Origin of the sequence: Rhizobium sp. ZPR4 (assembly GCF_040215725.1) — a bacterium.
In the GTDB taxonomy this organism is placed as follows: Bacteria; Pseudomonadota; Alphaproteobacteria; order Rhizobiales; family Rhizobiaceae; genus Rhizobium; species Rhizobium rhizogenes_D.
This window is the reverse complement of the sequence record NZ_CP157967.1, coordinates 304,765-327,760: the sequence shown is the minus strand read 5'-3', so window position 1 is coordinate 327,760 and position 22,996 is coordinate 304,765. Positions and strand designations below refer to the sequence as shown.

The window sequence follows — 22,996 nt, the reverse complement described above, 5'->3', positions numbered from 1 at the left end:
CCAAATTCTTTTTGAATCACGCCATTTTAGCCGCGCCCGAAACAGCCCTCAAGCGATCACATGCGCCCTGACATCAGCCGCAAGTTGCTGCATCCGGTCGATCGGCGCATGGCCGATCAGCATGAAGGCATGGGTGGCGCTCGACCAATAAACGACATTCATACCCCGGCGATTTTCCATGTCCGGCGCGGCGGCACCCTTGGTGGATTGGACGATGCAAAGCGCCATGGGGCCGCTTTCCGGGTCGAGATAGGTGATCTGAGCAAGCGGCCTGCTATCATAGTTCAGGATCAAGGCGCGCTTGAACTCGACGCCAGGCATGGCGACCTCTTCCGGCTTCAGCGGCAGCCCCAGCCTGGCGCCGACGCCGTTCAACTGCGCCACCTGCTGCGCATGGTCGCCGGCCGGCGCGCTCAACGTATCCGCCGTATAGAGCGAGAGGTATTCGGCAACCGCGGCACGCCATTCGCTATCCTCATCCGGCTTCGAAAGCCGATGGCCGATGCCGATCACAGCGCGGTCAATGGCGATGGCGGCAACGAAGCTTGCGGCCATCGCGGCGAGGAAACCACGGCGACCGATGCCAGCAGCGCGGACCTTGCTCTCCCTGGACGAGGGAATGGCGGCAAGCATGGCGTCCAGCTTCGCGGCCGGCGCCTCGGCCAGCATCGGCTGGAATGCCTCCGCAAAGGGCAGCGTGCTGCGAGACAGGACATCAAAACGCTCCGCCACGCGCTCATCGCTGGCGATCAGCCCCTCGATCCTGTCGCGGTCGACGGCATTCAGCTCGCCATCGATGAAGGCGGTGAGCTGCTCGTCCGTAACCATCTGTCCTTTGTTCAATTCAGTCATTTCCATTCCCCAGTCGCCCACCTCCGGGTGATTTTCCCTCAGCCGCCACCCCCAGGCCATCAGCGAGTTTCGCCCGTGCCGCCGCCAGCCGGCTCATGACAGTTCCGATCGGCACATCCAGAACTTCGGCCACCTCGCGATAGGAAAGCCCTTCGACATAGGCCAGAAATACCGCGGTGCGCTGCGCCTCCGGCAAGGCCTGCACGCGCTGCAATACCTGTCCGGCGAGAACATGCGTTTCGGTTTCCTGCGCGCCATCAAAAACCAAGGTCTCGTCGGCATCGACAAAGCCCTGCCCCATGCGTACCCGGCGCGAACGGACTTCGTTCAGCCATATCGAATGGAGGATGGCAAACAGCCAGCGGTCGAGCCTCGTGCCGGCAGTAAACTGCGTCGCCCGCTCCAAAGCTCTGACGCAGGTCGCCTGCACAAGATCGTCCGCCACGTCACGCTGGCGCGACAGCACCACGCCATAGCGCCACAGCCGCGTCAGGTGCTGGGACAGGCCTGCCCTGATATCCTCTTCGCTCGCTATGGCATCCTCCGCGGCATTCGCACGTCCGGGAGCCGCCGACCTTTTCGGCGACTCCGTTGCTGTCAGACTATAAGCAGAAATAGCACCACGAGCGACCGGCATCACTCCCATATCCCTCGCAAAGCTCCCTGCTTATCGCCTTCATCACTGCCCCCGACCTGCGGTTACAGGCTGGACGGGTTGATGATCGCGGCGTGAAGATCGCGGTATTCCTCGCAGCTCGTATTGCCGCAGAGCGTCTTGATCGTGTTCAGCTGATCCTTGGCGAGATCCATCTGGCCCTTGATGACATAGGCTTCGCCGAGATATTCGCGGACCAGCGTGTACTTCGGGTCCATGGCGACGGACTTCTGGTAATAGGAGATGCCTTCATCCGTACGGCCGAGCTTGCGGGTGACATAGCCGCGATAATTCAGCGCTTCCGCCGTATTCGGGTTCTTCATCGTGTCGAGAACGGCCAGAGCCTCCTCATAACGATGATCCTTCTTGGCGAGCGAATAGGCATAGTCGGCGCGGTTTTCGTCTGTGACGTTGGCGCTCTGCTGCTTCACGCACTTCTTCGCCTTCTGATCGTAGATCTCACCCTTCTTGCAGGTCGGCGTCGTGCTCGAATCGTCGCCGGCAGCGAAGACGGGAACGGCGAAAGCGCCGAGGGTCAGGCTTGCGCCGAGAGCGATGGAAGCCAGGCGAAATGCTTTGGTCGTCATGGGATATCTCCTTGGCAAAATGAACGTTGCGAGGGGAGAACACACCGCCGGCACCTTTTATTCGGACGGTGCGCAGAATTTTTTCGGTGCGTCCCATGCCGGGGTGCCGTCACTCTTTCGTGACTGCTCCGGTATCGAATAGACCGCCTCTATCGCGTGTTTCAGCCGACATGCCCCTCAAGGGCGCAGGAGAAACTCGTGACCGATACCGTCAAACTTCTAAGCCTTGCCGTTGCGACGCCCGATAACATCATCCTCCAGACCGACGCCGCCGAGACGGCGGGCCGCCTGTTCTCGGACCGCTTTCAGGACTTCAAATATCTGGCGCGCGTGTTTGAAAGCACCGGCATTCGCGAGCGCCATGTGGCGCGGCCGCTTTCCTGGTTCGAAGAGCCGCATGGCTGGCAGGATCGCATGGCTGCCTATACCGAGGTGGCCTCCGAGCTTTTTCGCCGTTCCGCAACGGCGGCGCTGCAACGCGCCGGTCTCGAAGCCGGCCAGATCGATTGCATCGTCACGGCCTCATCCACCGGGCTTGCGACGCCGAGCCTCGAGGCACGGCTCGCCGGCGAGATGGGCTTCCGCTCTGATATCGAGCGCGTGCCGATTTTCGGGCTTGGCTGCGCTGCCGGCGTGTCCGGTCTCGCCGTTGCGACGAAGATGGCAAGAAGCCGGCCGGGTGCCATCGTGCTCTTCGTCGCGATCGAACTCTGCTCGCTCGCCTTCCGCCTGGACGAATTGACCCGACCCAATATCATCGCGACGGCCCTGTTCGGCGATGGTGCGGCGGCCTGCGTGCTCAAAACCGGCGAGAGTGGTATTGCGGAGATCGAATCGACGGGCGAGCATCTTTTCCCCGACAGCCTTGGCATCATGGGCTGGAAGATCGACGATACCGGTTTTGGTATCATCCTCGAACAATCGCTGCCGGTCTTTGCCGAGACCCATCTGAGGAGCGCCGTCGCGGGCATTCTCGAGCGATCCCGGCTGTTGATCTCGGATATCGACCGCTTCATCTGTCATCCCGGTGGCGCCAAGGTTCTAACCGCACTTGAGACCGCACTTGACCTTGAGGAAGGCACGCTCGATATCGAGCGCGAGGTGATCGGCGACTATGGCAACATGTCCTCTCCCACCGTGCTGTTCGTGCTGGAGCGCGCCATTGCGGCCGGCTTGCCCGAACGCTCCGCCCTGCTCGCCATGGGGCCGGGATTTTCGGCAAGCTGCATCACTCTGAGGAGGGTCGCCTGATGCTGTGGCCTTCGATCGCGCTTCTCACCTTCGTGACGCTGCAGCGGCTGGCGGAGCTCATTTATTCCAGGCACAATACCGCTTCGCTGCTTGCCCGCGGCGCCCGGGAATATGCGAGGGAACACTATCCCCTGATGGTGGCGATGCACGCGGCATGGCTGATCGGATTGTGGCTCTTCGCTATCGGCCGGCCGGTCGATCCCGTCTGGTTCCTGCTGTTCATGGTGCTGCAGGCATTGCGCCTCTGGGTGCTGGCAACGCTTGGGGAACGCTGGACGACGCGCATCATCATCCTGCCGGGTGCCGCTCTTGTGACCAAAGGCCCCTATCGCTTCCTCAGTCATCCCAACTATGCCGTTGTCGTCGGCGAGATCGCTGTCTTGCCGCTCGCCTTCGGCCTGCCGCTTTACGCCGCGATCTTTTCTCTTCTCAACGGCATCATTCTTGCGATCCGCATCCGTGCCGAAAGCGCCTACCTGAGGCAGAGTGCGTCCTAAGCACATTTTTCAATTGCACGCTCGAAATTTGGCAGGCATTTTCGATGCTTAGAGCGCGGTCCGGGCTATGCGGAAGAACCGGGCGATAAGGCAATGAGCATGCGGATAGCAGGATAAGATGACAAAGGACGCAATCGTTCTCGGCGCAGGCATCGTCGGTGTTTCGACGGCAATCCATCTGCAGCGGCGGGGACGGCAAGTCGTCCTCGTCGACCGGCAGCCACCCGGCCAGGGAACATCCTTCGGCAATGCCGGCCTCATCCAGCGCGAGGGCGTGGTGCCTTATGGTTTCCCGCAGCAATTCGGCCTGCTGCTGCGCTATGCCTTCAACAACCGCATCGACGCCCATTACCATCTGCGCGCCCTGCCGGCGCAGCTCGCCTTCCTCGCCCGCTATTGGTGGAATTCCAATACCAAGCGCCACGAGATGATCTCGCGCGCCTATGCGCCGCTGATCGAACATTCCGTCAGCGAACATAACGATCTCATCGAGGCCTCCCATGCCGAGGAACTCATTCGCAAGAACGGCTGGGTCGAGCTGTTCCGTTCGAACGAGAAGCGCGACGCGGAGTTTGCCGAAGCAGAGCGGCTCAACCGCGAATTCGGGATCGGTTACGATGCGCTGAGCAGTATGGAGATCGCGGCCATGGAGCCGCATCTCAGGGGCAGCTTTTCCGGTGCCTTGCGCTGGCGCGACCCCTGGTCGGTGCTGGACCCGCACGGGCTGACGGCGGCCTATCGGCGATATTTCGAAAGCATCGGCGGCCGCGTGACGACGGGGGATGCGGTCTCTCTCGGCATGGCCGGCTCCGCCTGGAGAATGGTGACGGCTGAAGGCTCGATCGAGGCGGAGGATGTCGTCGTGGCACTCGGCCCCTGGGCCGACCTCGTCACGAAGCGTTTCGGCTATGCTTTTCCGCTCGGCGTCAAGCGCGGCTATCACATGCATTATGCGGCCGAAGGCAATGCCGTCCTCAACAACTGGACGCTGGATGCCGAGCGCGGCTACCTGCTGGCACCGATGAGCCGTGGCATTCGCCTGACGACCGGCGCCGAATTCGCCCTACGCGATGCGCCGAAAACACCGGTGCAGCTCGACCGTGCCGAGGCTGTCGCGCGTGCCGCCTTCCCGCTCGGCGAACGGCTCGACCCGGAGCCCTGGATGGGTGCGCGCCCCTGCACGCCCGATATGATGCCGATCATCGGCAAGGCTCCGCGCCATAACGGGTTGTGGTTCGCCTTCGGACACGCTCATCACGGCCTCACGCTCGGGCCGGTGACCGGCCGGGTACTCGCCGAGCTCATCACCGGCGAGACGCCGTTCATCGATATTTCGGCTTATGCGCCGGGCCGGTTTGCGCCCTGAATATTTGATTTAGAGGATTGCCTTGAGGCTTTTGACGGAGGCGTCGACGATCTCCTCGATCGTGGCGTCGATGTCGACGGTAACGACACCCGGCTCGCCCGTCGGCACTTCCAGCGTCTGCAACTGACTTTCGAGCAGCGAGGCCGGCATGAAATGCCCCTTGCGCTCGCCCATGCGCTTGGTCAGCAGCTCTTTCGAGCCGTGGAGATAGACGAAATAGAGATGGCCGCCGGCGGATGCCCGCAGGCGTTCGCGATAGACGCGCTTCAGGGCCGAGCAGGAAACGGCAACCCCTTCGCCCTTGGCAAGGCTCGTGGTGATCACCTCGCCGATCTTTTCCAGCCAGGGCCAGCGATCCTCATCCGTCAGCGGAATGCCCTTGCTCATCTTCTCGACATTGGCGGCCGGATGCAGCGCATCGCCTTCGATGAAATGAACGCCCAGTTTAGCCGCCACGCCCTCACCGATCGAGGATTTGCCGCTGCCGCTCACACCCATGACGATGATGGCAAGGGGAGTGTCTTGGTTATCGCGCATGGGGCCTGTCCGGAATGATTGATTTCAAATCGGGCATGACCGCTCTTCAGCCATGCCCGATTCGCAACTTGGATCAATCCAGCGGAAAGAAACAGGAAAATTTATGCGTTTCCTCGCCCGCCAGTTCCGGTTCGACCTGGCGACACTTGTCCTGGGCACGCCAGCAGCGCGGATTGAAGTGACATCCCTTCGGCGGGTTGAGCGGCGAAGGCAGCTCACCCTGCAGGCGGATACGGTTCTTCTCGCGCTCAGGGTCGGCGATCGGGGTCGCCGACAGAAGGGCTGCCGTATAGGGGTGACGCGGCCGGCTGAAGACCTCTTCGGCCGTGCCTGTTTCGACCGGACGACCGAGATACATCACCATCACGTCGTCGGCGATATGACGGACGACGGAGAGGCCGTGCGAGATGAAGAGATAGGCAAGCCCCATCTCCTTCTGCAGGTCCATCAAGAGGTTCAGCACCTGGGCCTGGATCGACAGGTCGAGCGCGGACACCGGCTCGTCAAGCACCAGCACCTTCGGCCTGAGCATCAGGGCACGCGCGATAGCGATACGCTGGCGCTGACCGCCGGAGAACATGTGCGGATAGCGATCGTAATGCTCGGGGCGCAGGCCGACACGCGCCATCATCTCCTCCGCCTTGCGGCGGCGGGTGGCGGCATCGTCATCCGTGTTGATCTTCAGCGGCTCTTCCAGGATGGAGCCGACCTTCTGGCGCGGGTTGAGCGAGCCATAGGGGTTCTGGAACACGATCTGTACGGCGCTGCGCAGGCTGCGGTCGCCGAGCTTGGCGGGCTTGCCGTCGATCAACAGTTCGCCAGCCGTCGGGTTTTCGATCATCGTCACCAGGCGGGCGAGCGTCGACTTGCCGCAGCCGGATTCGCCGACGACCGCTAGCGTGCGGCCGGACTGCAGGCTGAAGCTGACGCCGTTCAGCGCTTTGACGGTCGCTTCCGGTTTGAAGCTGCCGCGCTTGACGGTGTAGAAGCGGGCGAGATCGCGCCCTTCGAGAACAGCGCCGGTCATGCGGCACCTCCTGCTTGTTGCGCGGCGGCAATGCCGGGGTGACCGAGCGGCTTGCCATGTTCCAGCGGATAGTTGCAAAGGGTCAGGCCGAGTTCGCTACCCTGACGCTTGACGCCCTTGTCGCATTCCGGCGTTGCGAAGGAACAGCGCGGCGCAAAGAGACAGCCCGTCGGCCGATCGTGCTGACCGGGAACGACGCCGGCAATCGACGGCAGACGCTCGCCAACAATGGCACGCTCCGGCAGGGCCGAGAGAAGTGCCGCCGTATAGGGGTGATGCGGATCACGGAACAGTTCCCTGACCGGCTGCTCCTCGACCTTCTGGCCGGCATATTGCACCTGCACGCGCTCCGCCGTTTCGGCGACGACGCCCATGTCGTGGGTGATGAGCACGAGCGCCATCCCCTGCTCCTGCTGCAGGCGCACGAGCAGATCGAGGATCTGCGCCTGGATCGTCACGTCGAGCGCGGTCGTGGGCTCGTCGGCGATCAAAAGCTTCGGATTGCAGGCGAGCGCCATGGCGATCATGACGCGCTGGCTCATGCCACCGGACATCTGGTGCGGGAAGTTCGACAGGCGATCTTCCGGTGCGGGAATGCCGACGAGCTTTAGAAGCTCGATCGAGCGTTCACGGCGCGCCTTGCGGTCAAGCCCCATGTGGATGCGCAGCGTTTCGCCGAGCTGGAAGCCGACCGTGAAGCACGGGTTGAGGCTCGACATCGGCTCCTGGAAGATCATCGCCATGTCCTTGCCGATGATCTTGCGGCGCTGACGCGAAGAGAGGCCGCGCAGGTCCTTGCCATCGAACAACATACGATCGGCGGTGATCTTCGCCGTCCAGGGCAGAAGGCCCATCATGGCGAGCATCGAGACCGATTTGCCGGAGCCGGACTCGCCGACGATCGACAGGATTTCGCCCTTGTCGCATGTCAGCGAGACACCATCGACGGCTCGGAACAGGCCGGACGAGGTCTGGAATTCGACGGATAGATTAGAGATATCGAGGAGTGCCATTACGACCTCTTCAGCTTCGGGTCGAAGGCATCGCGCAGGCCATCGCCCATCAGATTGATGGCGAGAACCGTAATCAGGATACAGAGACCGGGGAAAGTGACGAGCCAAGGGTTGCTCAGGAAGAATTCACGCGAGTCCGCGAGCATCGTTCCCCATTCAGCCGTCGGCGGCTGGGCGCCCTGGCCGAGGAAGCCGAGAGCGGCGGCATCGAGAATTGCGGATGAGAAGGCCAGCGTCGCCTGCACGATCAGCGGCCCAAGACAGTTGGGCAGGATCGTCTTGAACATCAGCCGCAGCGAACCGGCGCCGGCGACGCGCGAGGCGATGACATATTCCTTGTCGCGCTCGGCCATGACGGAGGCGCGGGTCAGGCGAACGAAATGCGGCTGATAGGTGATGGCGATGGCGATCATCGCATTCGTCAAACCGGCCCCGAGGATCGCCACCAGCACCAGGGCGAGCAGCAGCGAGGGAACGGCGAGGATAATGTCCATGACGCGCATGATGATCGTGTCCGCGTAACCACGAACATAGCCGGCGACAAGGCCGATCAGAACGCCGACGGCCGCCGAGACCGAAGCGACCACGAGACCGATGAACAGCGAATACCGTGTGCCGTAGATGAGGCGCGACAGCAAATCGCGGCCAATGGCATCCGTGCCGAGCAGGAAGCTGCTGTTGCCGCCCTCCGCCCAGAACGGCGGCAAGCGCTGCATGTCACTGCCGTAAGCAGCGTCAGGATTATGAGGCGCGACGACGCTGGCGAAGATCGCCAGCAGCAGAACGAAGACGAAGATCGCAAGTCCGATGACGGCGCCCTTGTTGCGGGAAAAATAATACCAGAACTCCGCCAGAGCGGAAGGACGGTCGGTTTTGACGCTTACCGTGCTCATGGACCGCTCCTAGTGACGAATGCGTGGATTGATAAAGCCGTAGAGCAGGTCGACGGCGAGATTGACCGACATGACGATGCCGGCGATCAGCAGCAGACCGCCCTGCACCACCGGATAATCGCGCTTGGTAACCGCATCGATCATCCATTTGCCGATACCCGGCCAGGAGAAAATGCTTTCCGTCAGGATGGCGCCGCCAAGCAGCACACCGGTCTGCAGGCCGATCGTGGTGATGACGGGGATCATGGCGTTGCGCAGCGCATGCACGGAAACGACGCGCACCGGCGACAGACCCTTGGAGCGGGCAGTTCGGACATAATCCTCGCCGAGCACTTCGAGCATGGCGGAGCGTGTCTGACGGGCGATGACGGCAAGCGGGATGGTGCCGAGCACAATGGTCGGCAGGATCAGCGAATTGAGCGCGGACCAGAAGGCACCCTTCTGACCGGAGAGCAGGCTGTCGATCAGCATGAAGCCGGTAATGGGCTTGAAGAAATAGACGAGGCCGATGCGGCCGGAAACCGGCGTCCAGTGCAGATAGCCGCTGAAGAAGATGATCAACAGCAGGCCCCACCAGAAGATCGGCATTGAAAAGCCGACGAGGGCCACGCCCATGACACTCTGGTCGAACCATGTACCTCGCTTGACGGCGGCGAAAACGCCGGCCGGGATGCCAAGACAGGCAGCCAAGATCATAGCGCAGAGCGACAGCTCGAGCGTTGCCGGAAAGAAGGTGAAGAAGTCGGTCAATACGTCACGTTTTGTCGTGATCGAGGCGCCGAAATCGCCGTGCACGACGTTCCAGAGATATTTGCCGTACTGGACCACCATCGGCTGGTCGTATCCGAGATCGTGCGAGATCTGCGCGTGGCGTTCCGGCGACATGACGCGCTCGCCCGACATCAACATGACGGGATCGCCGGGAAGCAGGCGAATGAGCGAGAAGGCGACGATCGATACGCCGAGGAATGTCGGGATCAGCACCGCAAGGCGGCTGAAAAAAAATCGCAACATGACAGTTGTCCAAATTTTTCCGGCGGTCAGACAGGGTGTCTGACCGCCGGGTCGCCCGATCCTAGCCGGGCATTCTTACAGATTTTTCGTTATTCGGCGATATCGACGCCGTCGAAGCGGTGAACGCCAACCGGGTCCTGATGGTAACCGGTAACATTCTTCGTCATCGGGACGAACTCTTCCGAATGGTCGATGGTCATCCACGGTGCTTCGCGCTTGAAAATGACCTGGGCCTGTTCGTAGAGCTTGGTGCGCTCCTTGACGTCAGCCGTCTGCTTGGCCTTTTTCACCAGATCGTCGAATTCCTTGTTGCACCACTGTGCACGGTTGTTGCCGCCGACAGCATCGCAGCCGAGCAGCGTGTCAAGGAAGTTGTCCGGGTCGCCGTTGTCGCCGGTCCAGCCGAGGATGGCCGCACCATCACGGTCCTTGGCGGAGGAGAGCTTCAGGTACTGAGCCCAGTCATAGGTGACGATCTCGACCTTGACGCCGATCTTCGCAAGGTCCGCCTGCATCAGCTCGGCAGCGCGACGTGCGTTCAGCATGTATGGACGCGACACCGGCATAGCCCAGATCTTCATGCTGAGATCCTTGACGCCAGCCTTTTCAAGCAGCTTCTTGGCTTCTTCCGGGTTGTAGGCGTCGTCCTTGATGTCCTTGTTGTAGGACCACATGGTCGGCGGGATCGGGTTCGTCGCAACCTTGGCAGAGCCCTGGAAGACGGCGTCGACGATGGCCTGCTTGTTGACGGCCATGTTGATCGCCTTGCGCACTTCGACCTTGTCGAACGGAGCAACCAACGTGTTGTAGGCAAGGTAGGAAACGTTCAGGCCGGCCTGCTCGAGAACCTTGAGGTTCTTGTCGGCCTTGAGGTCCTTGATATCAGCCGCATTCGGGTACGGCATGATGTTGCATTCGCCGGACTTCAGCTTCTGCGCACGAACGGAAGCGTCCGGAGTGATGGCGAAGACGAGATCGTCGATCTTTTCCTTGCCCTTGAAGTAGCTCTCGTTTGCCTTGTAGCGGATGACGGCATCCGGCTGATAGGCGACGAAGGTGAATGCGCCAGTGCCGAGCGGCTGCTGGTTCATCTGCTCCATCTTCTTGTCGGCCTGCAGCTTGTCTGCATATTCCTTCGAGAGAATCGAAGCGAAGTCCATGGCCAGATCGGCGAGGAAGGGAGCTTCCGGGCGGTTGAGGACGAACTTGACGGTGAGATCGTCAACCTTGTCGATCGACTTGATCAGCTTGGGGAAGCCCATGCCATCGGCATATTCATAGGAACCACCGGCGACGTATTTTGCCCACGGATTGTCCGTACCGAGCTGGCGGCCGATCGAGAAGATCACATCGTCGGCGTTGAGATCACGCGTCGGTGTAAAGAAATCGGTGGTCTGGAACTTCACGCCCTTGCGGAGCTTGAAGGTGTATTCCTTGCCGTCGGGGGAAACGGTCCAGCTTTCGGCGAGGCCCGGTTCAATCTCGGTGCTGCCGTGTTTGAATTCGACCAGGCGGCTATAGACCGTACGCGATGACGCGTCGAAGGTGTTACCACCGGTGTAGATTCCCGGATCAAAACCTTCCGGCGAGCTCTCCGAGCAATAGACAAGCGTTTTTGACCAGGCGGACGTCGCCATGACCGAAGCCAGGGCTGTCACTGCCAGCAGGACAGAAATCTTTTTCATGATATCGTTTCCCAGATTTGTTATTCTTTTGAAGCCGTGGACACCAACAGAGGTTCCTATCCGGATCGCGCCGATGGAACTTTATTTTAAGTTTGAAAGCAACAAGCGCCGCCTAAAATTTTTCCAATTTATGGAGTTTGGAAATTTTTGGACGAAAAAACCTCTGAATTGATAATATTCTGGCAAAAAATTGCATGCTTTTAGCAGATTCAGAACGATTTGACGTTTTCCTTCCCCAATTCGCGAACCGCTTATTGCCCGGATAGGAGGCAATACAAACGAAAATCCGCAGCTACCGGAGGTAACCGCGGACCAAAACATGATCGAATTCTGGACGGCTGATCAGGCAGCCGGCGCTGCGACCGTCGGCTTCTTCGCAATCGCCTTGCGATCCTGGTCGGTGAGGCCGAGCAGGAAGTTGATCTGCGGCCGCGCCTTGACCAGATCGTCGATGGAATATTCGGTCAGCACGTCGAAGAAGGCGTTCAGTGCCTTGCGCAGCGCCGAATTGAGGCCGCAGCTGTCGACCAACGGGCATTCCACCACGCCATCCTCGAAGCATTCCGCCATGGCGAAGCTGTCCTCGGTGACGCGGACGACGTCGAAAAGGCTGATATCGGTTGCCGGCTTTGCAAGGCGCACGCCGCCATTGCGGCCACGCACGGTTTCGACAAGACCTGCCTTGGTCAACGGCTGTAGGATCTTAAAGAGGAACAGCTCGGACACACTGTATGCTCTTGCGATTTCCGGGATGCGGCTCAGATGGCCATCATTGGCGGCGCAATACATCAGCATGCGCACTGCGTAATTGGTCTGCTTGGTCAAGCGCATGCCGATCTCCTGGAATCAAGGCTGCTGAGGGGGCTGGACCCGTATATAGTGGCTTTCTCAGTTTTGAACAATTCCAAAATATGAAATTCATATTCACGTTATTTCGAAGACCCGAGGCTTCTCACCCGTTCGGCATCGTCTTCTTCTCTTGCAGCTCCCTTGCGTAATCGAGGATCGCCTGCTTGCGCTCAGGCGTCCCCGGATGGGTTGAGAGCATGCTGGTGCTGCCATGATCGCCAAGTTTCGTTTCGAGGATATCGAAGAACCGCGATAGCGCCGTCGGATCCATGCCCGCCGCCTGCATCAGCTCCACGGAGCGGCGATCGGCCTGGGCCTCAGCCTCGCGAGAATAGGAAAGCGCAAGCAGGCCGCCGCCTTGCGTCAATAGGTCCTGAATGCCGGAACCTACGTCGCCGGCGATCAGCAGAACAAGACCAGCGACGCCTGCGGCGCGATAGAGCTGGCGCAGGCTGTGCTTATATTCGACGTGACCGATCTCATGGCCGAGCACGGCGGTAATCATTTCCTTGTCACCGCCGGCAAGTTCGACCAGTTGATCAGTCAGAACGAGATTTCCGTCCGGCAGCGCGAAGGCATTCGGACCGATGAGGCCGCCATCACGGAAGTTCAGGTGGTAACGGCTCGTACCACCTTCCGCATTTGCGGCTATCGCGGCGAAATCATCGCGAATTTCCGTCTGTCGTGCAGCCGGCAGCTTGCTGGGGCCGAAGGTCACCTGGTCCAATGTCTTCAGCGTCCCTGCCGACATCATCTCCGGCACCACCGGCGGCGTCACCAAGACGGCAACCTCCACCAGGACCGGCAGGGCATAGCGATAAATGACCGAAGCAAGGACGATCGTCACGAGAGCAAAGGCGATCAGCCGGGGACGAACGATCTCAAGCCCATGAATGAAACCACTGCGCCCCTCGCCGCGGCTTCGCAGGTAGGTATCGACGGCATCATTATCATGGGTTTCAAAAACCGATTCATTCCCGAACACAATGCGACGCGGGATGGAGCCGACGCGCTGACTGACCTCGATATCCGAGCGAATACCCCAGGCAAGCCGCTTGTCTTCCGCACCCTCTTCGGACGAGATCACGATGAGCGACCCGCCGATATCCAGCAGCCGGGACGGAACCTCCCGGCTGGAATGCGGCGGATGCCAGATGCCGGTCGCGATCGTCTGCGGATCAGAAGCCAAAGTCGAATCCGTCGACATCGAGATATTCTGCGCTGATCGCACTGCCGGTCGAGCGGATCTGGTCAAAGACGACACCGATTTCGCCATCGACGTGAACAGCGGTATGCTCGGTCAGGAAGCGCTGCATGCGCACCGCCGCCCAGGGGCGCATCAATCCGAGAGTTATCAGGGCGACAACGACATTGGAAATCGCGATCCAGGCATAGCGCCGGCGACCGAGATCGCTTCTAAATTGATGGCGATGATCGACCATTGCTGCCGACCAGATGATGTTGCGCACCGTCGCGCGATAGTAGAGGCCAGCGAATATGTAAATCGGGAAAATAAGCACAATCATCCAATGCCACAGGCTGAGGCTCCCCATTCCCCGCCCCATCGAGTTGCCGCTGAAACCGATCGCGGCAGCGCCGACAACTCCCAAGATCACGATGCTTGCGATCATAATCGCGATTACTGTTACGAACGCCTCGTAGAGCGCGCCCAATCTCGGCTCGGTCGAGAACGGACGATCACCATAGCGCAGATTGTCGAAGATATATTTATAGAACCAACGGCTTGCGATTGGAGAGAGCAGCCCGACCGATATCACCGTCACCAAAGCCCCGAGAAAGATCGCCTTGAACGCACCGCCATAGGTCCCGACGAAATCGAAGCGCACATTGCGATAGCTTGTTACCCGCGCGTTGAAGCGAAGGCCGCGCATGAGGAACCATGGAAATACCACCAGCATGACAGGCCAGATCGCCAGGGCTGCCAACGGCGCCACATGTGAAAGTATGTTCAGGACGATCAGAAGGCCGAACACGATCAACCTGCCGATGAGGATCTGCTTGCCCTTGGCGTGATATTCGAAACTATGCCCCAGTAGGACCGTATTCCCATAGAAATACCGGTTCCGGCGTACCTTTGCCCAGGCCGAATAAATGCCCAGCGTAACGATCGTCAGCAGAATATTGACGATCCAGATGCCGAAATATTCAGAGGCATTGCCCGTGAACGACGCCCTTTGGAAAAAGGGCTTTCCGTCCAATGGGTAACTTTGCTCGACAGTTGCCATGTTGTAACCCCCTACCCCACAAGAGGGCGAGCGTTTCGCCGACGTATCTCCATGGATACGATCCGCCACGAGACGTGCTGCGCGACACACCACTCGCCTTACCGTTGCACTTGAGAGCAGGAAATCGAGTATCGATCAACGGAAAAAGCACTTTTGAGGTGCATTCGCCGCAGGGGCGCGCAAATAGCCTATCCGACTGCAACTTTAATGCCACACCGAAGCCTGTGGCTTCACGATACGGCGACCCAGACAGCCATTTCACAGCCACCCGGCTCACGGAAATGGAAGCGGCGGCCACCGGGGAAATCGAAAGCGGGCCGGGTGATGACACCACCGGCGAATTCGACAGCGCGCTGTGCGGCTTCCAGATCGGTGGTGCGCACGACGGGCAACGGTGTGCCGGCTGCCTCTCCCGCATCGCCGTCTATGCCGGCATCTATTCCGGCCGCCTCGATGACATGATAGGTCGGTCCGTAGCTGACAAAGCTCCAGTCGAAGGCCTCTTCGAAGAAGCGGCGGGTCTTCAGGCCGTCTTTAGACGGAAATTCGAGATAGTCGATCTGATAGGTCATGGCCATCGCTCGGCCCTCCCGTTGTTCTTGTTTTGTTCTAAATGAAAACGGCAGCCCTGACAAGATGACTCCATCGAAAACAAACGCAATAAAAAAGCCGCCGCCCGAAACGTGCCGGACGGCGGCCAATAGGAGCCAGGTGGCGATGCTTACTTCATCGTCGGCATGACGAATTCGGCGCCGTCCTTGATGCCGGACGGCCAGCGGGCCGTGATCGTCTTGGTGCGCGTCCAGAACTTGATCGAGTCCGTGCCATGCTGGTTGAGATCGCCGAAGCTGGAAGCCTTCCAGCCGCCGAAGGAGTGGTAGGCGAGCGGAACCGGGATCGGAACGTTGACGCCGATCATGCCGATGTTGATACGCGAGGCGAAATCGCGGGCCGCATCGCCGTCACGGGTGTAGATGGCGACGCCGTTGCCGTATTCGTGCTTCATGGGCAGTTCGAGGGCTTCTTCATAGTTCTTGGCGCGGACGACCGAGAGAACTGGTCCGAAGATTTCGGTCTTGTAGATGTCCATGTCCGGCTTGACGTGGTCGAACAGCGTGCCGCCGACAAAGTAGCCATCCTCATAGCCCTGAAGCTTGAAGCCGCGGCCATCGACGACCAGCTTGGCGCCTTCTTCGACGCCGCGGTCGATCAGGCCGTTCACGCGGTTATAAGCGTCCTTGGTGACAAGCGGGCCCATGTCGGCCTTCTCGTCGGTGTAGGGGCCGATGCGCAGGGATTCGATCTTCGGCACCAGCTTCTCGACGAGACGGTTGGCGGTCTCTTCGCCGACCGGAACCGCGACCGACACCGCCATGCAGCGCTCGCCAGCGGAGCCATAGCCGGCGCCCATCAGGGCGTTGACGGCCTGGTCCATGTCGGCGTCGGGCATGATAATCATGTGGTTCTTGGCGCCACCGAAGCACTGGGCGCGCTTGCCGTTCATGGCGGCCGTACCATAGACGTAGCGGGCGATCGGCGTCGAGCCAACGAATGAAACGGCAGCGATATCCGGATCGGTCAGGATAGCGTCGACGGCGGTCTTGTCACCGTTGACAACGTTGAGGATGCCTGCCGGCAGGCCGGCTTCGATCATCAATTCAGCGAGACGGATCGGCAAGGATGGATCGCGCTCGGAGGGCTTGAGGATGAAGGCGTTGCCGCAGGCGATTGCCGGGGCAAACATCCACATCGGGATCATGGCCGGGAAGTTGAACGGCGTGATGCCGGCGCCGACGCCAACCGGCTGGCGGATGGAGTACATGTCGATCGCCGGGCCGGCGCCTTCGGTGAACTCGCCCTTCTGCAGGTGCGGAATGCCGCAGACGAATTCGCAGACTTCGAGGCCGCGGATGACATCACCCTTGGAATCTTCGACGGTCTTGCCATGCTCAGTGGAGAGCAGCGTTGCCAGCTCATCCATGTTCTTGTTCAGAAGCTCGACGAACTTGAAGAAGACGCGAGCGCGGCGCTGCGGATTGGTTGCGGCCCATTTCGGCTGTGCAGCCTTGGCATTTGCGACGGCCGCGCGCAGTTCATCGACACTGGCGAGCGCGACGGCCGCCTGTACTTCGCCGGTTGCCGGATTATAGACGTTGCTCGTGCGTCCGCTCGTGCCGGCGACGTGCTTGCCGCCGATGAAATGACCAATCTCACGCATGGGTGTGCCTCCTCGTTTTCTTCGATGATGACAGGATGGCACTTCAATTTGCACAAATCAATGAGCTGTTATAAGCAACCGTTGTGCAAAAATTAAAGCCCGTCATGTGCAAAAAGGGCCCGTGCGAAAGGGGATGTGCAAATGGATTGGGACGACGTCCGGATGTTTCTCGCCGTGGCGCGCACCGGGCAGATCCTTGCCGCCTCCAAACGGCTCGGCGTCAACCACGCCACCCTCTCCCGTCGCGTGACGACGCTGGAGGAGCGGTTGAAGACGCGGTTGCTCGTGCGCCGCACCAATGGCTGCGACCTGACGGCGGAAGGCGAGATCTTCCTTCATGCGGCGGAGCGCATGGAAACCGAGATGCTGCGCGCGCAGGCCAGCGTCGGCCATCTCGACAGCGCCATCACCGGCACGGTGCGGATCGGCGCACCCGACGGATTCGGCGTCTCCTTCCTCGCGCCGCGGCTCGGGCGGTTGATCGCCCGCTATCCGGAGCTGCGCATCCAGCTCGTGCCCGTTCCCCGCTCCTTCTCGCTGTCGCAGCGAGAGGCCGATATCGCGATTACGCTCGAACGCCCGGAACAGGGGCGCCTGATCTCATCGAAACTGACGGACTACACGCTCGGGCTCTATGCCTCAAAAGCCTATCTCGAGCAGGCCGGGCTGCCCGACAGCGTCGAGGCGTTGAAGCTGCATCCGCGCGTCGGCTATGTCGAAGACCTGATCTTTACCGCCTCGCTCAATTTCTCCGGCGAGATCATGCGCAGCTGGGATGCCTCCTTTGAGATCTCCACCTCCATCGGCCAGACGGAAGCCGTGCGCTCCGGCGCCGGCATCGGCATTCTGCATGATTACATCGCCAGGCAGTTTCCGGAGCTCACCCGCATCCTGCCCGACGTCTCCATCAAGCGTGCCTATTGGACCACCTATCATGAAAGCGCCCGCGACCTCGTGCGCGTGCGCACCGTCGCGGATTTCCTGCAGGAACTGGTCAGCGAAGAGCGGCGGACTTTCCTGTGAGGTGACGCTGACCTGTGAGGTAACGCCGGCAGACGCGCCGACCGCTTACAGGCAAAGATCACGGCATCAAGCTGCACCACCATGATGGTGCATGCGGCAGCGGCTCGGCCTCCGCATGCTTCGGCGGCTCCTCGTTCTCGTCGGGATTGGGAACTGGAATTTCATCCGGCAGCCTGTCAGGCTCCGGCTCCTCGACTGGCGACTTCGGCGTCCAGCCCGGTTCCGGCATCGGAGGCGTCTCGGGGATCGGCTCGTTCGGTACAGACATGCCCGCTCCTTTCGTCTGGTTGCCGATATGGAGACAACGACGAACGATACGGACGGTTCCAAGATAATTTCGGCGGGCGGCCCGCATTTGCGAGATGGGTGCGATTTGCCATTCCCTGCCCGTTCGTCCCTCGCTGCTGGACAAAGGCCAGACGAAGCCTAGTATTTCAAACAGAGATCAGGGAGCCAGGATGATGAGCGACAAGAAGCAGCAGAAACTGGACGAGAAAGAGCACAAGGAACAGGACGATTATCTGGAAGAAGCGCTGGAAGAGACGTTTCCGGCAAGCGATCCGATATCGCCCGGCCATGTCTCAAAGAAGCCTGAAGACAAGAGATAGGCCCGTGAGGCCAAAGGCGTCGGCATCTTCTACGAACGGATCGGGGAGAAAATGGTACGGTTGGGGGGTCTCGAACCTCCGACCTCAGGTGCCACAAACCTGCGCTCTAACCAACTGAGCTACAACCGCACATGCTCGCGTCGCCGCGAACGGGGGTGACATACGAGGACTTTGAAATTATTTCAAGTCCTATCTCCCCGCAATATAAAAAAGCTTTGCAGATATCCAACGATGATGTGCGACCGGGTCCGCTCGTGCCGCAAATGAAAAGTCCCGCCCCAGGCTTTCACCTGGGAACGGGACATTCGTGCCTTGGGAGGCTTATTCGAAGTAATTAGGCCTTGAAGGAGGACATTGCCTTTTCAGCGGCGTCCTTGGCGGGCTTTGCCAGCTTTTCGGCAACCTTCTTGGTGGTGTCCTGAATGGACTTGGCCTGCTCGACGGTGACTTCGGCCTGCTTGCGGATGAAAGCGGTCTGAAGTTCGAAGAGTTCTGCAACGGACTTGACGCGAAGCAGAGCTTCCATGTGAGCCAGCGAGCTCTCGGCATTGGTGCGCAGAACGTCGATGGCCTTGAGGCCGATTTCTACGGAACCAGCCTGTGCGGTCTGCACGGTTGCTTCAACCGTCTTGCCGGCTTCTTCAGTGGCGGCCTTCAGCTTTGCGAAGGCTTCCTTGGACTGGGCAGCGCCCTTTTCAGCGAAGTCGCGGAAGGATTCGGAGAACTTGGACGGATCGAATGCAGCCGTTGAAAAAACGTCGTCTTTCTTTACAGTAGCCATGATTACGCTCCTAAAAGGGCCCTCCCTGAGGCGCCCGTCGTGAACCTGTGTGAGGGGTATATAATATAAAGATTTGTGCAGTGCAACATATTTTTGCATCGCACAACGCGTTAACCTTTCCGGCCGAAAAATGGACCCTTCGCTGGACCGAAAAGCAGGGCGCCGTTATTAATAAACCGTTAAATCACGAGAGGCGATCACGCCCGCAAAACAGGTTGGAAAATGCCCGCAATTCAATATCCGTTCATTGACATTGCCGTGCATCCGCGCGTTCGGGAGCGTTTCGCGCGCGGTGAAGCCATGGTCATGTTCTCGACCGGCATGGATCGCGTGCTCTGGGCCAATGGCGCAGGCGCCAACCTCTTCGGCTATGACGTCATTTACGATTTCGTCGAACAGGGACCGAAGTCCGGCGACGTCTCGTTCCGCCAGATCGAGGCGACGGCGCGGGGTCTCGGCACGGTCGGTGACCAACGCACCTTCCTGATCCGCATGGCCTCGGGCTTCCAGCGGGCTGTTGTCAATGCGGCCGTCGAACTCATTCGCATCCAGGCCGGCGAAGAGGCAGTCTTGTTTTCCTCTCCGGTCTCTTCGAAGCCACTCGCATCAGCCGAATGCGCCAAGCGCATGATTGACGGGTTCGACGATCCAGATACCCACATTGCCGTCATCGGTCGCGACGGCGAAATCGTTACCGCCTCTCCCGGCTTCAGGACGCTCGGCGTGACGCCGCAGACCGCACGGATGCTGACGACCATGGCCGGCGCACAGCCTGACCGGCTGATCAAGCGGCCGATCTCGACCGGACATGGTTATCTGCCAGCCGCCATCGGCAAGCTATCGGAAATTCCGGCCCTGCATTTGCTCTTCGTCGTCGAAACGGCAGTTGGCCATCTCGACCCGACGGCAAGCCTTGCCGAGGCGGTTCGCCCTGTCACAGCCGTGGAGCCGCAGGCGGAAGAAGCCCGCAAAGAACTCGAAGCAGCGGCAGCGGACGAGGAGCCGAAAGCCGTTCCAACCGCGCCCTTCGGCGATGTCATCGATGCGGTAGCCGGTATTGAAGAGCTGGACGAGACGCCGGAATATCAGGCGGATGAGCAGGAAGAGGTAGCCCCGCTCGCCGGAAACTCAAACCAAGCCGCAACAGAAGCGGTTGATGTGGATGGTGTGCCCGAGGCAATTGCCGAGACTGTGGCTCACACCAGCGCGCATCAGCCGGATGCTGTAACGGACAGCGAAGACAACACCGCCGCAGAAACGACGGGGGCAGAGCCGCCTCCGCCAGAAACCCACACCGATATTGAAAACACCCCTGCGGAAGGTTTCAACTTCAAACGCAACGGACGCGCCACCCGCTTCGTCTGGAAGATCGATGCGGCCGGCCATTTCAGCGAGGTTTCCCGCGAATTTGCCGAGGCCGTGGGACCGCATGCTGCCCAGATTGCGGGTATTGCCTTTGCGGATGTCGCCCGCCGTTACAATCTCGATCCGGATGGCAAGATTGCCGAATTGCTGGCGCGGCGCGACACGTGGTCCGGCCGCACGATCTATTGGCCGGTGGAAGGCACGAGCCTGACCGTGCCGGTCGATCTTGCCGCATTGCCGACCTACACGCGCAGCCGCGAATTCGATGGCTTCCGGGGCTTCGGCGTCGTTCGCCTGGCGGATGCCATCGAAGATCCGATGAAACGCGGCATGGCGCTCGGCACACAGGCAGCCGACGATACCGCAACCGTTGCCGAACCAGCCCCGGAAGTGAAGGCGACATCGAACGAGCAGCCAGCTCCCCAAGCAGAATCCCCGCCGGCGACGGAAGAGGAAGAGATTGAAAGCCCCGCCCGGGACAGCGCAGAAACTGCCCCGGTCTCGCATTACGAACCGCCGGCGCTGCGGATTTCCGAAACGCCGAACCGTCGCGAGTCGGACAAGGTCGTTCGCCTGCACGAGCGCCGGACCTTGACGCAGACTGCCCTTTCGCTGAGCGAACAGGCCGCCTTCCGCGAGATCGCCCGCCAGCTCGAACCCTTCGGCAAGCGCACGGAACCGCCGGCGGAGCAACCTCACGACGGGCAGCATGAGGAAGGCGCCGATACCCCTCCGCAACCGAATGCGGCCGACGAAATCCTCTCCGAAGCGCCCGAAACCGCGGACGGACACGACCACCCCGATAACCAGCTACCGGCAGCAGCAATTACCGAAGAGAACGTAGCCACGCCCGCCGTGAAGTTCGTCGAGACCAAGGATGATAACGGCCCCAAAAGGGACGACGAGACTGTTGCCGAAGCTCCGCCGGCATCGGCCGAGCCGGAAGAGGATTTCGACCCTCTCGATGTTCTGAGCAACGCCATTCCACCACGCGTGAAGATGCGCACGGGCCTGTCGTCCGACATCGTCGATCAGCTGCCGCTCGCGATCCTCGTCCACGCCGGCGATCGCCTGATCCACGGCAATCCGGAATTCCTGCGGCTGACCGGCTATGAGAGCCTCGACGAGCTCGAACAGATCGGCGGCTTGGATGCGCTGTTGCAGCGCAACGATCTCGAAGGCAAGACCGAGCAGCCCGGCACGATGATGGTCGTACGCGCCGACGATGCGCTGGTGCCGGTGACGGCCCGCCTGCAGTCGATCCGCTGGGAAGACGACGGTACGGCCTTGATGCTGGCGCTGATGCCTGTGGAAAGAAGCGAGCAGCCGGCACCGCCGCCGCAGCCGATCCCAGAAGAAGCGCGCCCCGAGCGCATCCTCGAAAAGGTCGCGAAGCTGCAGGTCGAAATCGAAGAGCTACGCTCGACGCTGGAAACGGCGACGGACGGCGTGATCATCATCGGCCAGGACGGCGAGATCCGCTCGATGAACCGTTCGGCAAGCGCCCTCTTCAATTATGACGATCAGGAAACGCGCGGCAAACCCTTCGTCATGCTCTTTGCTCATGAGAGCCAGAAGGCGGTGCTCGATTATCTCGGCGGCCTGTCCGGCCATGGCGTCGCCAGCGTGCTCAACGATGGCCGCGAAGTGATTGGCCGCGAGGCCTCCGGCGGTTTCGTGCCGCTGTTCATGACCATGGGCCGGCTGAATTCCTCGAACGGTTATTGCGCCGTCATTCGCGACATCACGCAATGGAAGCGAACCGAGGAAGAGCTGCGCAACGCCAAGCGCGCCGCCGAAACCGCTAATGCCCACAAGACGGACTTCCTGGCTCGCGTCAGCCATGAAATCCGCACGCCGCTCAACGCCATCATCGGCTTTTCCGACATGATGGCCGGCGAGCGCTTCGGGCCTATCGGCCATTCGCGCTATGTCGAATATGCGACCGATATCGGCCGTTCCGGGCGCCACGTTCTCGACATCGTCAACGATCTCCTCGACATCTCGAAGATCGAAGCCGGCGAGATGGATCTGGATTTCGCCTCCGTCGGCCTCAACGAAGCGATCACCGAAGCCGTGTCGCTGGTGCAGCCGCAAGCCAACAGCCAGCGCGTCATCATCCGCACGGCCCTGTCGCAAGCCGTACCGAATGTCGTCGCCGACCTGCGCTCGATCAAGCAGATCGCGCTGAACATCCTCTCCAACGCCATCCGCTTCACCCCGTCGGGCGGCCAGATCGTCGTGTCGACAGCCTATGAAGGCAATGGCAGCGTCGTGATGCGCATCCGGGATACGGGCGTCGGCATGACGCGCTCGGAGCTGGAACAGGCGATGAAACCTTTCCGGCAGGTCTCCACCAATTCCCGCAAGCGCGGCGACGGCACGGGCCTCGGCCTGCCGCTGACCAAGGCAATGGTCGACGCCAACCGCGCGACCTTCTCGATCAACTCGGCCCCGAACGAGGGCACGCTGGTCGAGATCACCTTTCCGTCTCAGAGGGTGCTGGCGAACTGAGAGAAGCCCGGTTCG

Annotated in this window: 22 protein-coding genes and 1 tRNA gene; 6 read left to right on the top strand and 17 right to left on the bottom strand. The window is 60.6% G+C overall.

Annotated features, from left to right (window positions below):
* Positions 1-48 precede the first annotated feature (48 nt).
* The 3 genes from ABOK31_RS01585 to ABOK31_RS01575 all read right to left on the bottom strand — a co-directional run bounded on the left by ABOK31_RS01585 (position 49) and on the right by ABOK31_RS01575 (position 2,094).
* On the bottom strand, positions 49-852 hold the full coding sequence (locus ABOK31_RS01585; RefSeq protein WP_349957522.1) for an anti-sigma factor: 804 nt from the start codon (positions 850-852) through the stop codon (positions 49-51).
* Positions 845-1,489: an RNA polymerase sigma factor gene (locus tag ABOK31_RS01580; protein WP_349957520.1), complete on the bottom strand. Its 645-nt coding sequence runs from the start codon at positions 1,487-1,489 to the stop codon at positions 845-847. The genes ABOK31_RS01585 and ABOK31_RS01580 overlap by 8 nt, the downstream gene beginning before the upstream one ends.
* A 62-nt stretch (positions 1,490-1,551) precedes the next feature.
* Positions 1,552-2,094 carry a hypothetical protein gene (locus ABOK31_RS01575; protein ID WP_349957519.1) on the bottom strand — a complete coding sequence of 181 codons (543 nt, stop codon included), beginning with the start codon at positions 2,092-2,094 and terminating at the stop codon, positions 1,552-1,554.
* Positions 2,095-2,292: 198 nt separating this feature from the next.
* Here ABOK31_RS01575 and ABOK31_RS01570 point away from each other — a divergent pair, with 198 nt between their 5' ends.
* The 3 genes from ABOK31_RS01570 (at position 2,293) to ABOK31_RS01560 (ending at position 5,208) form a co-directional block, all read left to right on the top strand.
* Positions 2,293-3,345 (top strand): type III polyketide synthase, encoded by a 1,053-nt coding sequence (locus ABOK31_RS01570; RefSeq protein ID WP_349957518.1) that lies wholly within the window; start codon positions 2,293-2,295, stop codon positions 3,343-3,345.
* Positions 3,345-3,842, top strand: coding sequence for an isoprenylcysteine carboxylmethyltransferase family protein (locus tag ABOK31_RS01565; protein ID WP_174179326.1), 498 nt, complete (start codon positions 3,345-3,347; stop codon positions 3,840-3,842). Before ABOK31_RS01570 ends, ABOK31_RS01565 begins: the two co-directional genes overlap by 1 nt.
* A gap of 118 nt (positions 3,843-3,960) precedes the next feature.
* On the top strand, positions 3,961-5,208 hold the full coding sequence (locus tag ABOK31_RS01560; protein ID WP_174179328.1) for an FAD-binding oxidoreductase: 1,248 nt from the start codon (positions 3,961-3,963) through the stop codon (positions 5,206-5,208).
* 9 nt (positions 5,209-5,217) lie between these two features.
* On the opposite strand, the gene ABOK31_RS01555 is transcribed toward ABOK31_RS01560, so the two are convergent.
* From ABOK31_RS01555 to ABOK31_RS01505, 11 genes are all read right to left on the bottom strand, one after another.
* Entirely contained in the window at positions 5,218-5,745 is a 528-nt protein-coding gene (locus ABOK31_RS01555) for a gluconokinase (RefSeq protein WP_349957517.1), read from the bottom strand.
* A gap of 73 nt (positions 5,746-5,818) precedes the next feature.
* Positions 5,819-6,772, bottom strand: a complete 954-nt coding sequence (locus tag ABOK31_RS01550; RefSeq protein ID WP_349957516.1) for a peptide ABC transporter ATP-binding protein — start codon at positions 6,770-6,772, stop codon at positions 5,819-5,821.
* Complete coding sequence (locus tag ABOK31_RS01545) at positions 6,769-7,785, bottom strand: ABC transporter ATP-binding protein (RefSeq protein WP_174179333.1); 1,017 nt, start codon at positions 7,783-7,785, stop codon at positions 6,769-6,771. The genes ABOK31_RS01550 and ABOK31_RS01545 overlap by 4 nt, the downstream gene beginning before the upstream one ends.
* On the bottom strand, positions 7,785-8,678 hold the full coding sequence (locus ABOK31_RS01540) for an ABC transporter permease subunit (RefSeq protein WP_349957514.1): 894 nt from the start codon (positions 8,676-8,678) through the stop codon (positions 7,785-7,787). Before ABOK31_RS01540 ends, ABOK31_RS01545 begins: the two co-directional genes overlap by 1 nt.
* Before the next feature lie 9 nt (positions 8,679-8,687).
* Positions 8,688-9,692, bottom strand: a complete 1,005-nt coding sequence (locus ABOK31_RS01535) for an ABC transporter permease subunit (RefSeq protein WP_174179337.1) — start codon at positions 9,690-9,692, stop codon at positions 8,688-8,690.
* An 89-nt stretch (positions 9,693-9,781) separates the two neighbouring features.
* A complete protein-coding gene (locus ABOK31_RS01530; protein WP_174179338.1) occupies positions 9,782-11,377 on the bottom strand; it encodes an ABC transporter substrate-binding protein in 1,596 nt (531 codons plus the stop codon).
* Between the two features lie 342 nt (positions 11,378-11,719).
* A complete protein-coding gene (gene rirA, locus ABOK31_RS01525; RefSeq protein WP_349957512.1) occupies positions 11,720-12,208 on the bottom strand; it encodes an iron-responsive transcriptional regulator RirA in 489 nt (162 codons plus the stop codon).
* 121 nt (positions 12,209-12,329) lie between these two features.
* A complete protein-coding gene (locus tag ABOK31_RS01520) occupies positions 12,330-13,433 on the bottom strand; it encodes a M48 family metallopeptidase (protein ID WP_349957511.1) in 1,104 nt (367 codons plus the stop codon).
* Positions 13,405-14,472: a YjgN family protein gene (locus ABOK31_RS01515; protein ID WP_349957510.1), complete on the bottom strand. Its 1,068-nt coding sequence runs from the start codon at positions 14,470-14,472 to the stop codon at positions 13,405-13,407. The genes ABOK31_RS01520 and ABOK31_RS01515 overlap by 29 nt, the downstream gene beginning before the upstream one ends.
* A gap of 230 nt (positions 14,473-14,702) precedes the next feature.
* On the bottom strand, positions 14,703-15,050 hold the full coding sequence (locus ABOK31_RS01510; RefSeq protein ID WP_174179346.1) for a VOC family protein: 348 nt from the start codon (positions 15,048-15,050) through the stop codon (positions 14,703-14,705).
* 143 nt (positions 15,051-15,193) lie between these two features.
* Entirely contained in the window at positions 15,194-16,690 is a 1,497-nt protein-coding gene (locus tag ABOK31_RS01505; RefSeq protein WP_349957508.1) for a CoA-acylating methylmalonate-semialdehyde dehydrogenase, read from the bottom strand.
* Positions 16,691-16,831: 141 nt separating this feature from the next.
* Here ABOK31_RS01505 and ABOK31_RS01500 point away from each other — a divergent pair, with 141 nt between their 5' ends.
* Complete coding sequence (locus ABOK31_RS01500; RefSeq protein ID WP_174179350.1) at positions 16,832-17,713, top strand: LysR family transcriptional regulator; 882 nt, start codon at positions 16,832-16,834, stop codon at positions 17,711-17,713.
* 58 nt (positions 17,714-17,771) lie between these two features.
* Here the strand turns inward: ABOK31_RS01500 and ABOK31_RS01495 are convergent, their stop codons facing one another.
* Complete coding sequence (locus ABOK31_RS01495; protein WP_174179352.1) at positions 17,772-17,981, bottom strand: hypothetical protein; 210 nt, start codon at positions 17,979-17,981, stop codon at positions 17,772-17,774.
* Between the two features lie 193 nt (positions 17,982-18,174).
* On the opposite strand from ABOK31_RS01495, the gene ABOK31_RS01490 reads away from it, so the two are divergent.
* Entirely contained in the window at positions 18,175-18,321 is a 147-nt protein-coding gene (locus tag ABOK31_RS01490; RefSeq protein ID WP_350019265.1) for a hypothetical protein, read from the top strand.
* Between the two features lie 52 nt (positions 18,322-18,373).
* On the opposite strand, the gene ABOK31_RS01485 is transcribed toward ABOK31_RS01490, so the two are convergent.
* Both ABOK31_RS01485 and ABOK31_RS01480 read right to left on the bottom strand, forming a co-directional pair.
* Positions 18,374-18,450: transfer RNA gene (locus ABOK31_RS01485), tRNA-His, on the bottom strand.
* A 205-nt stretch (positions 18,451-18,655) separates the two neighbouring features.
* A complete protein-coding gene (locus ABOK31_RS01480) occupies positions 18,656-19,102 on the bottom strand; it encodes a phasin (RefSeq protein ID WP_047627987.1) in 447 nt (148 codons plus the stop codon).
* A gap of 222 nt (positions 19,103-19,324) precedes the next feature.
* On the opposite strand from ABOK31_RS01480, the gene ABOK31_RS01475 reads away from it, so the two are divergent.
* Positions 19,325-22,981, top strand: coding sequence for an ATP-binding protein (locus tag ABOK31_RS01475; RefSeq protein ID WP_349957505.1), 3,657 nt, complete (start codon positions 19,325-19,327; stop codon positions 22,979-22,981).
* Positions 22,982-22,996 lie beyond the last annotated feature (15 nt).

What these genes read in the sequence shown, in the direction of transcription:
- ABOK31_RS01575 (WP_349957519.1), bottom strand. Translation starts at nt 2,094, where the DNA reads ATGACGACCAAAGCATTTCGCCTGGCTTCCATCGCTCTCGGCGCAAGC.
- ABOK31_RS01515 (WP_349957510.1), bottom strand. Translation starts at nt 14,472, where the DNA reads ATGGCAACTGTCGAGCAAAGTTACCCATTGGACGGAAAGCCCTTTTTC.
- ABOK31_RS01530 (WP_174179338.1), bottom strand. Translation starts at nt 11,377, where the DNA reads ATGAAAAAGATTTCTGTCCTGCTGGCAGTGACAGCCCTGGCTTCGGTC.
- ABOK31_RS01585 (WP_349957522.1), bottom strand. Translation starts at nt 852, where the DNA reads ATGACTGAATTGAACAAAGGACAGATGGTTACGGACGAGCAGCTCACC.
- ABOK31_RS01490 (WP_350019265.1), top strand. Translation starts at nt 18,175, where the DNA reads ATGAGCGACAAGAAGCAGCAGAAACTGGACGAGAAAGAGCACAAGGAA.
- ABOK31_RS01540 (WP_349957514.1), bottom strand. Translation starts at nt 8,678, where the DNA reads ATGAGCACGGTAAGCGTCAAAACCGACCGTCCTTCCGCTCTGGCGGAG.
- ABOK31_RS01520 (WP_349957511.1), bottom strand. Translation starts at nt 13,433, where the DNA reads ATGTCGACGGATTCGACTTTGGCTTCTGATCCGCAGACGATCGCGACC.
- ABOK31_RS01475 (WP_349957505.1), top strand. Translation starts at nt 19,325, where the DNA reads ATGCCCGCAATTCAATATCCGTTCATTGACATTGCCGTGCATCCGCGC.
- ABOK31_RS01505 (WP_349957508.1), bottom strand. Translation starts at nt 16,690, where the DNA reads ATGCGTGAGATTGGTCATTTCATCGGCGGCAAGCACGTCGCCGGCACG.
- rirA (WP_349957512.1), bottom strand. Translation starts at nt 12,208, where the DNA reads ATGCGCTTGACCAAGCAGACCAATTACGCAGTGCGCATGCTGATGTAT.
- ABOK31_RS01555 (WP_349957517.1), bottom strand. Translation starts at nt 5,745, where the DNA reads ATGCGCGATAACCAAGACACTCCCCTTGCCATCATCGTCATGGGTGTG.
- ABOK31_RS01565 (WP_174179326.1), top strand. Translation starts at nt 3,345, where the DNA reads ATGCTGTGGCCTTCGATCGCGCTTCTCACCTTCGTGACGCTGCAGCGG.
- ABOK31_RS01560 (WP_174179328.1), top strand. Translation starts at nt 3,961, where the DNA reads ATGACAAAGGACGCAATCGTTCTCGGCGCAGGCATCGTCGGTGTTTCG.
- ABOK31_RS01480 (WP_047627987.1), bottom strand. Translation starts at nt 19,102, where the DNA reads ATGGCTACTGTAAAGAAAGACGACGTTTTTTCAACGGCTGCATTCGAT.
- ABOK31_RS01580 (WP_349957520.1), bottom strand. Translation starts at nt 1,489, where the DNA reads ATGCCGGTCGCTCGTGGTGCTATTTCTGCTTATAGTCTGACAGCAACG.
- ABOK31_RS01545 (WP_174179333.1), bottom strand. Translation starts at nt 7,785, where the DNA reads ATGGCACTCCTCGATATCTCTAATCTATCCGTCGAATTCCAGACCTCG.
- ABOK31_RS01550 (WP_349957516.1), bottom strand. Translation starts at nt 6,772, where the DNA reads ATGACCGGCGCTGTTCTCGAAGGGCGCGATCTCGCCCGCTTCTACACC.
- ABOK31_RS01500 (WP_174179350.1), top strand. Translation starts at nt 16,832, where the DNA reads ATGGATTGGGACGACGTCCGGATGTTTCTCGCCGTGGCGCGCACCGGG.
- ABOK31_RS01495 (WP_174179352.1), bottom strand. Translation starts at nt 17,981, where the DNA reads ATGTCTGTACCGAACGAGCCGATCCCCGAGACGCCTCCGATGCCGGAA.
- ABOK31_RS01510 (WP_174179346.1), bottom strand. Translation starts at nt 15,050, where the DNA reads ATGGCCATGACCTATCAGATCGACTATCTCGAATTTCCGTCTAAAGAC.
- ABOK31_RS01535 (WP_174179337.1), bottom strand. Translation starts at nt 9,692, where the DNA reads ATGTTGCGATTTTTTTTCAGCCGCCTTGCGGTGCTGATCCCGACATTC.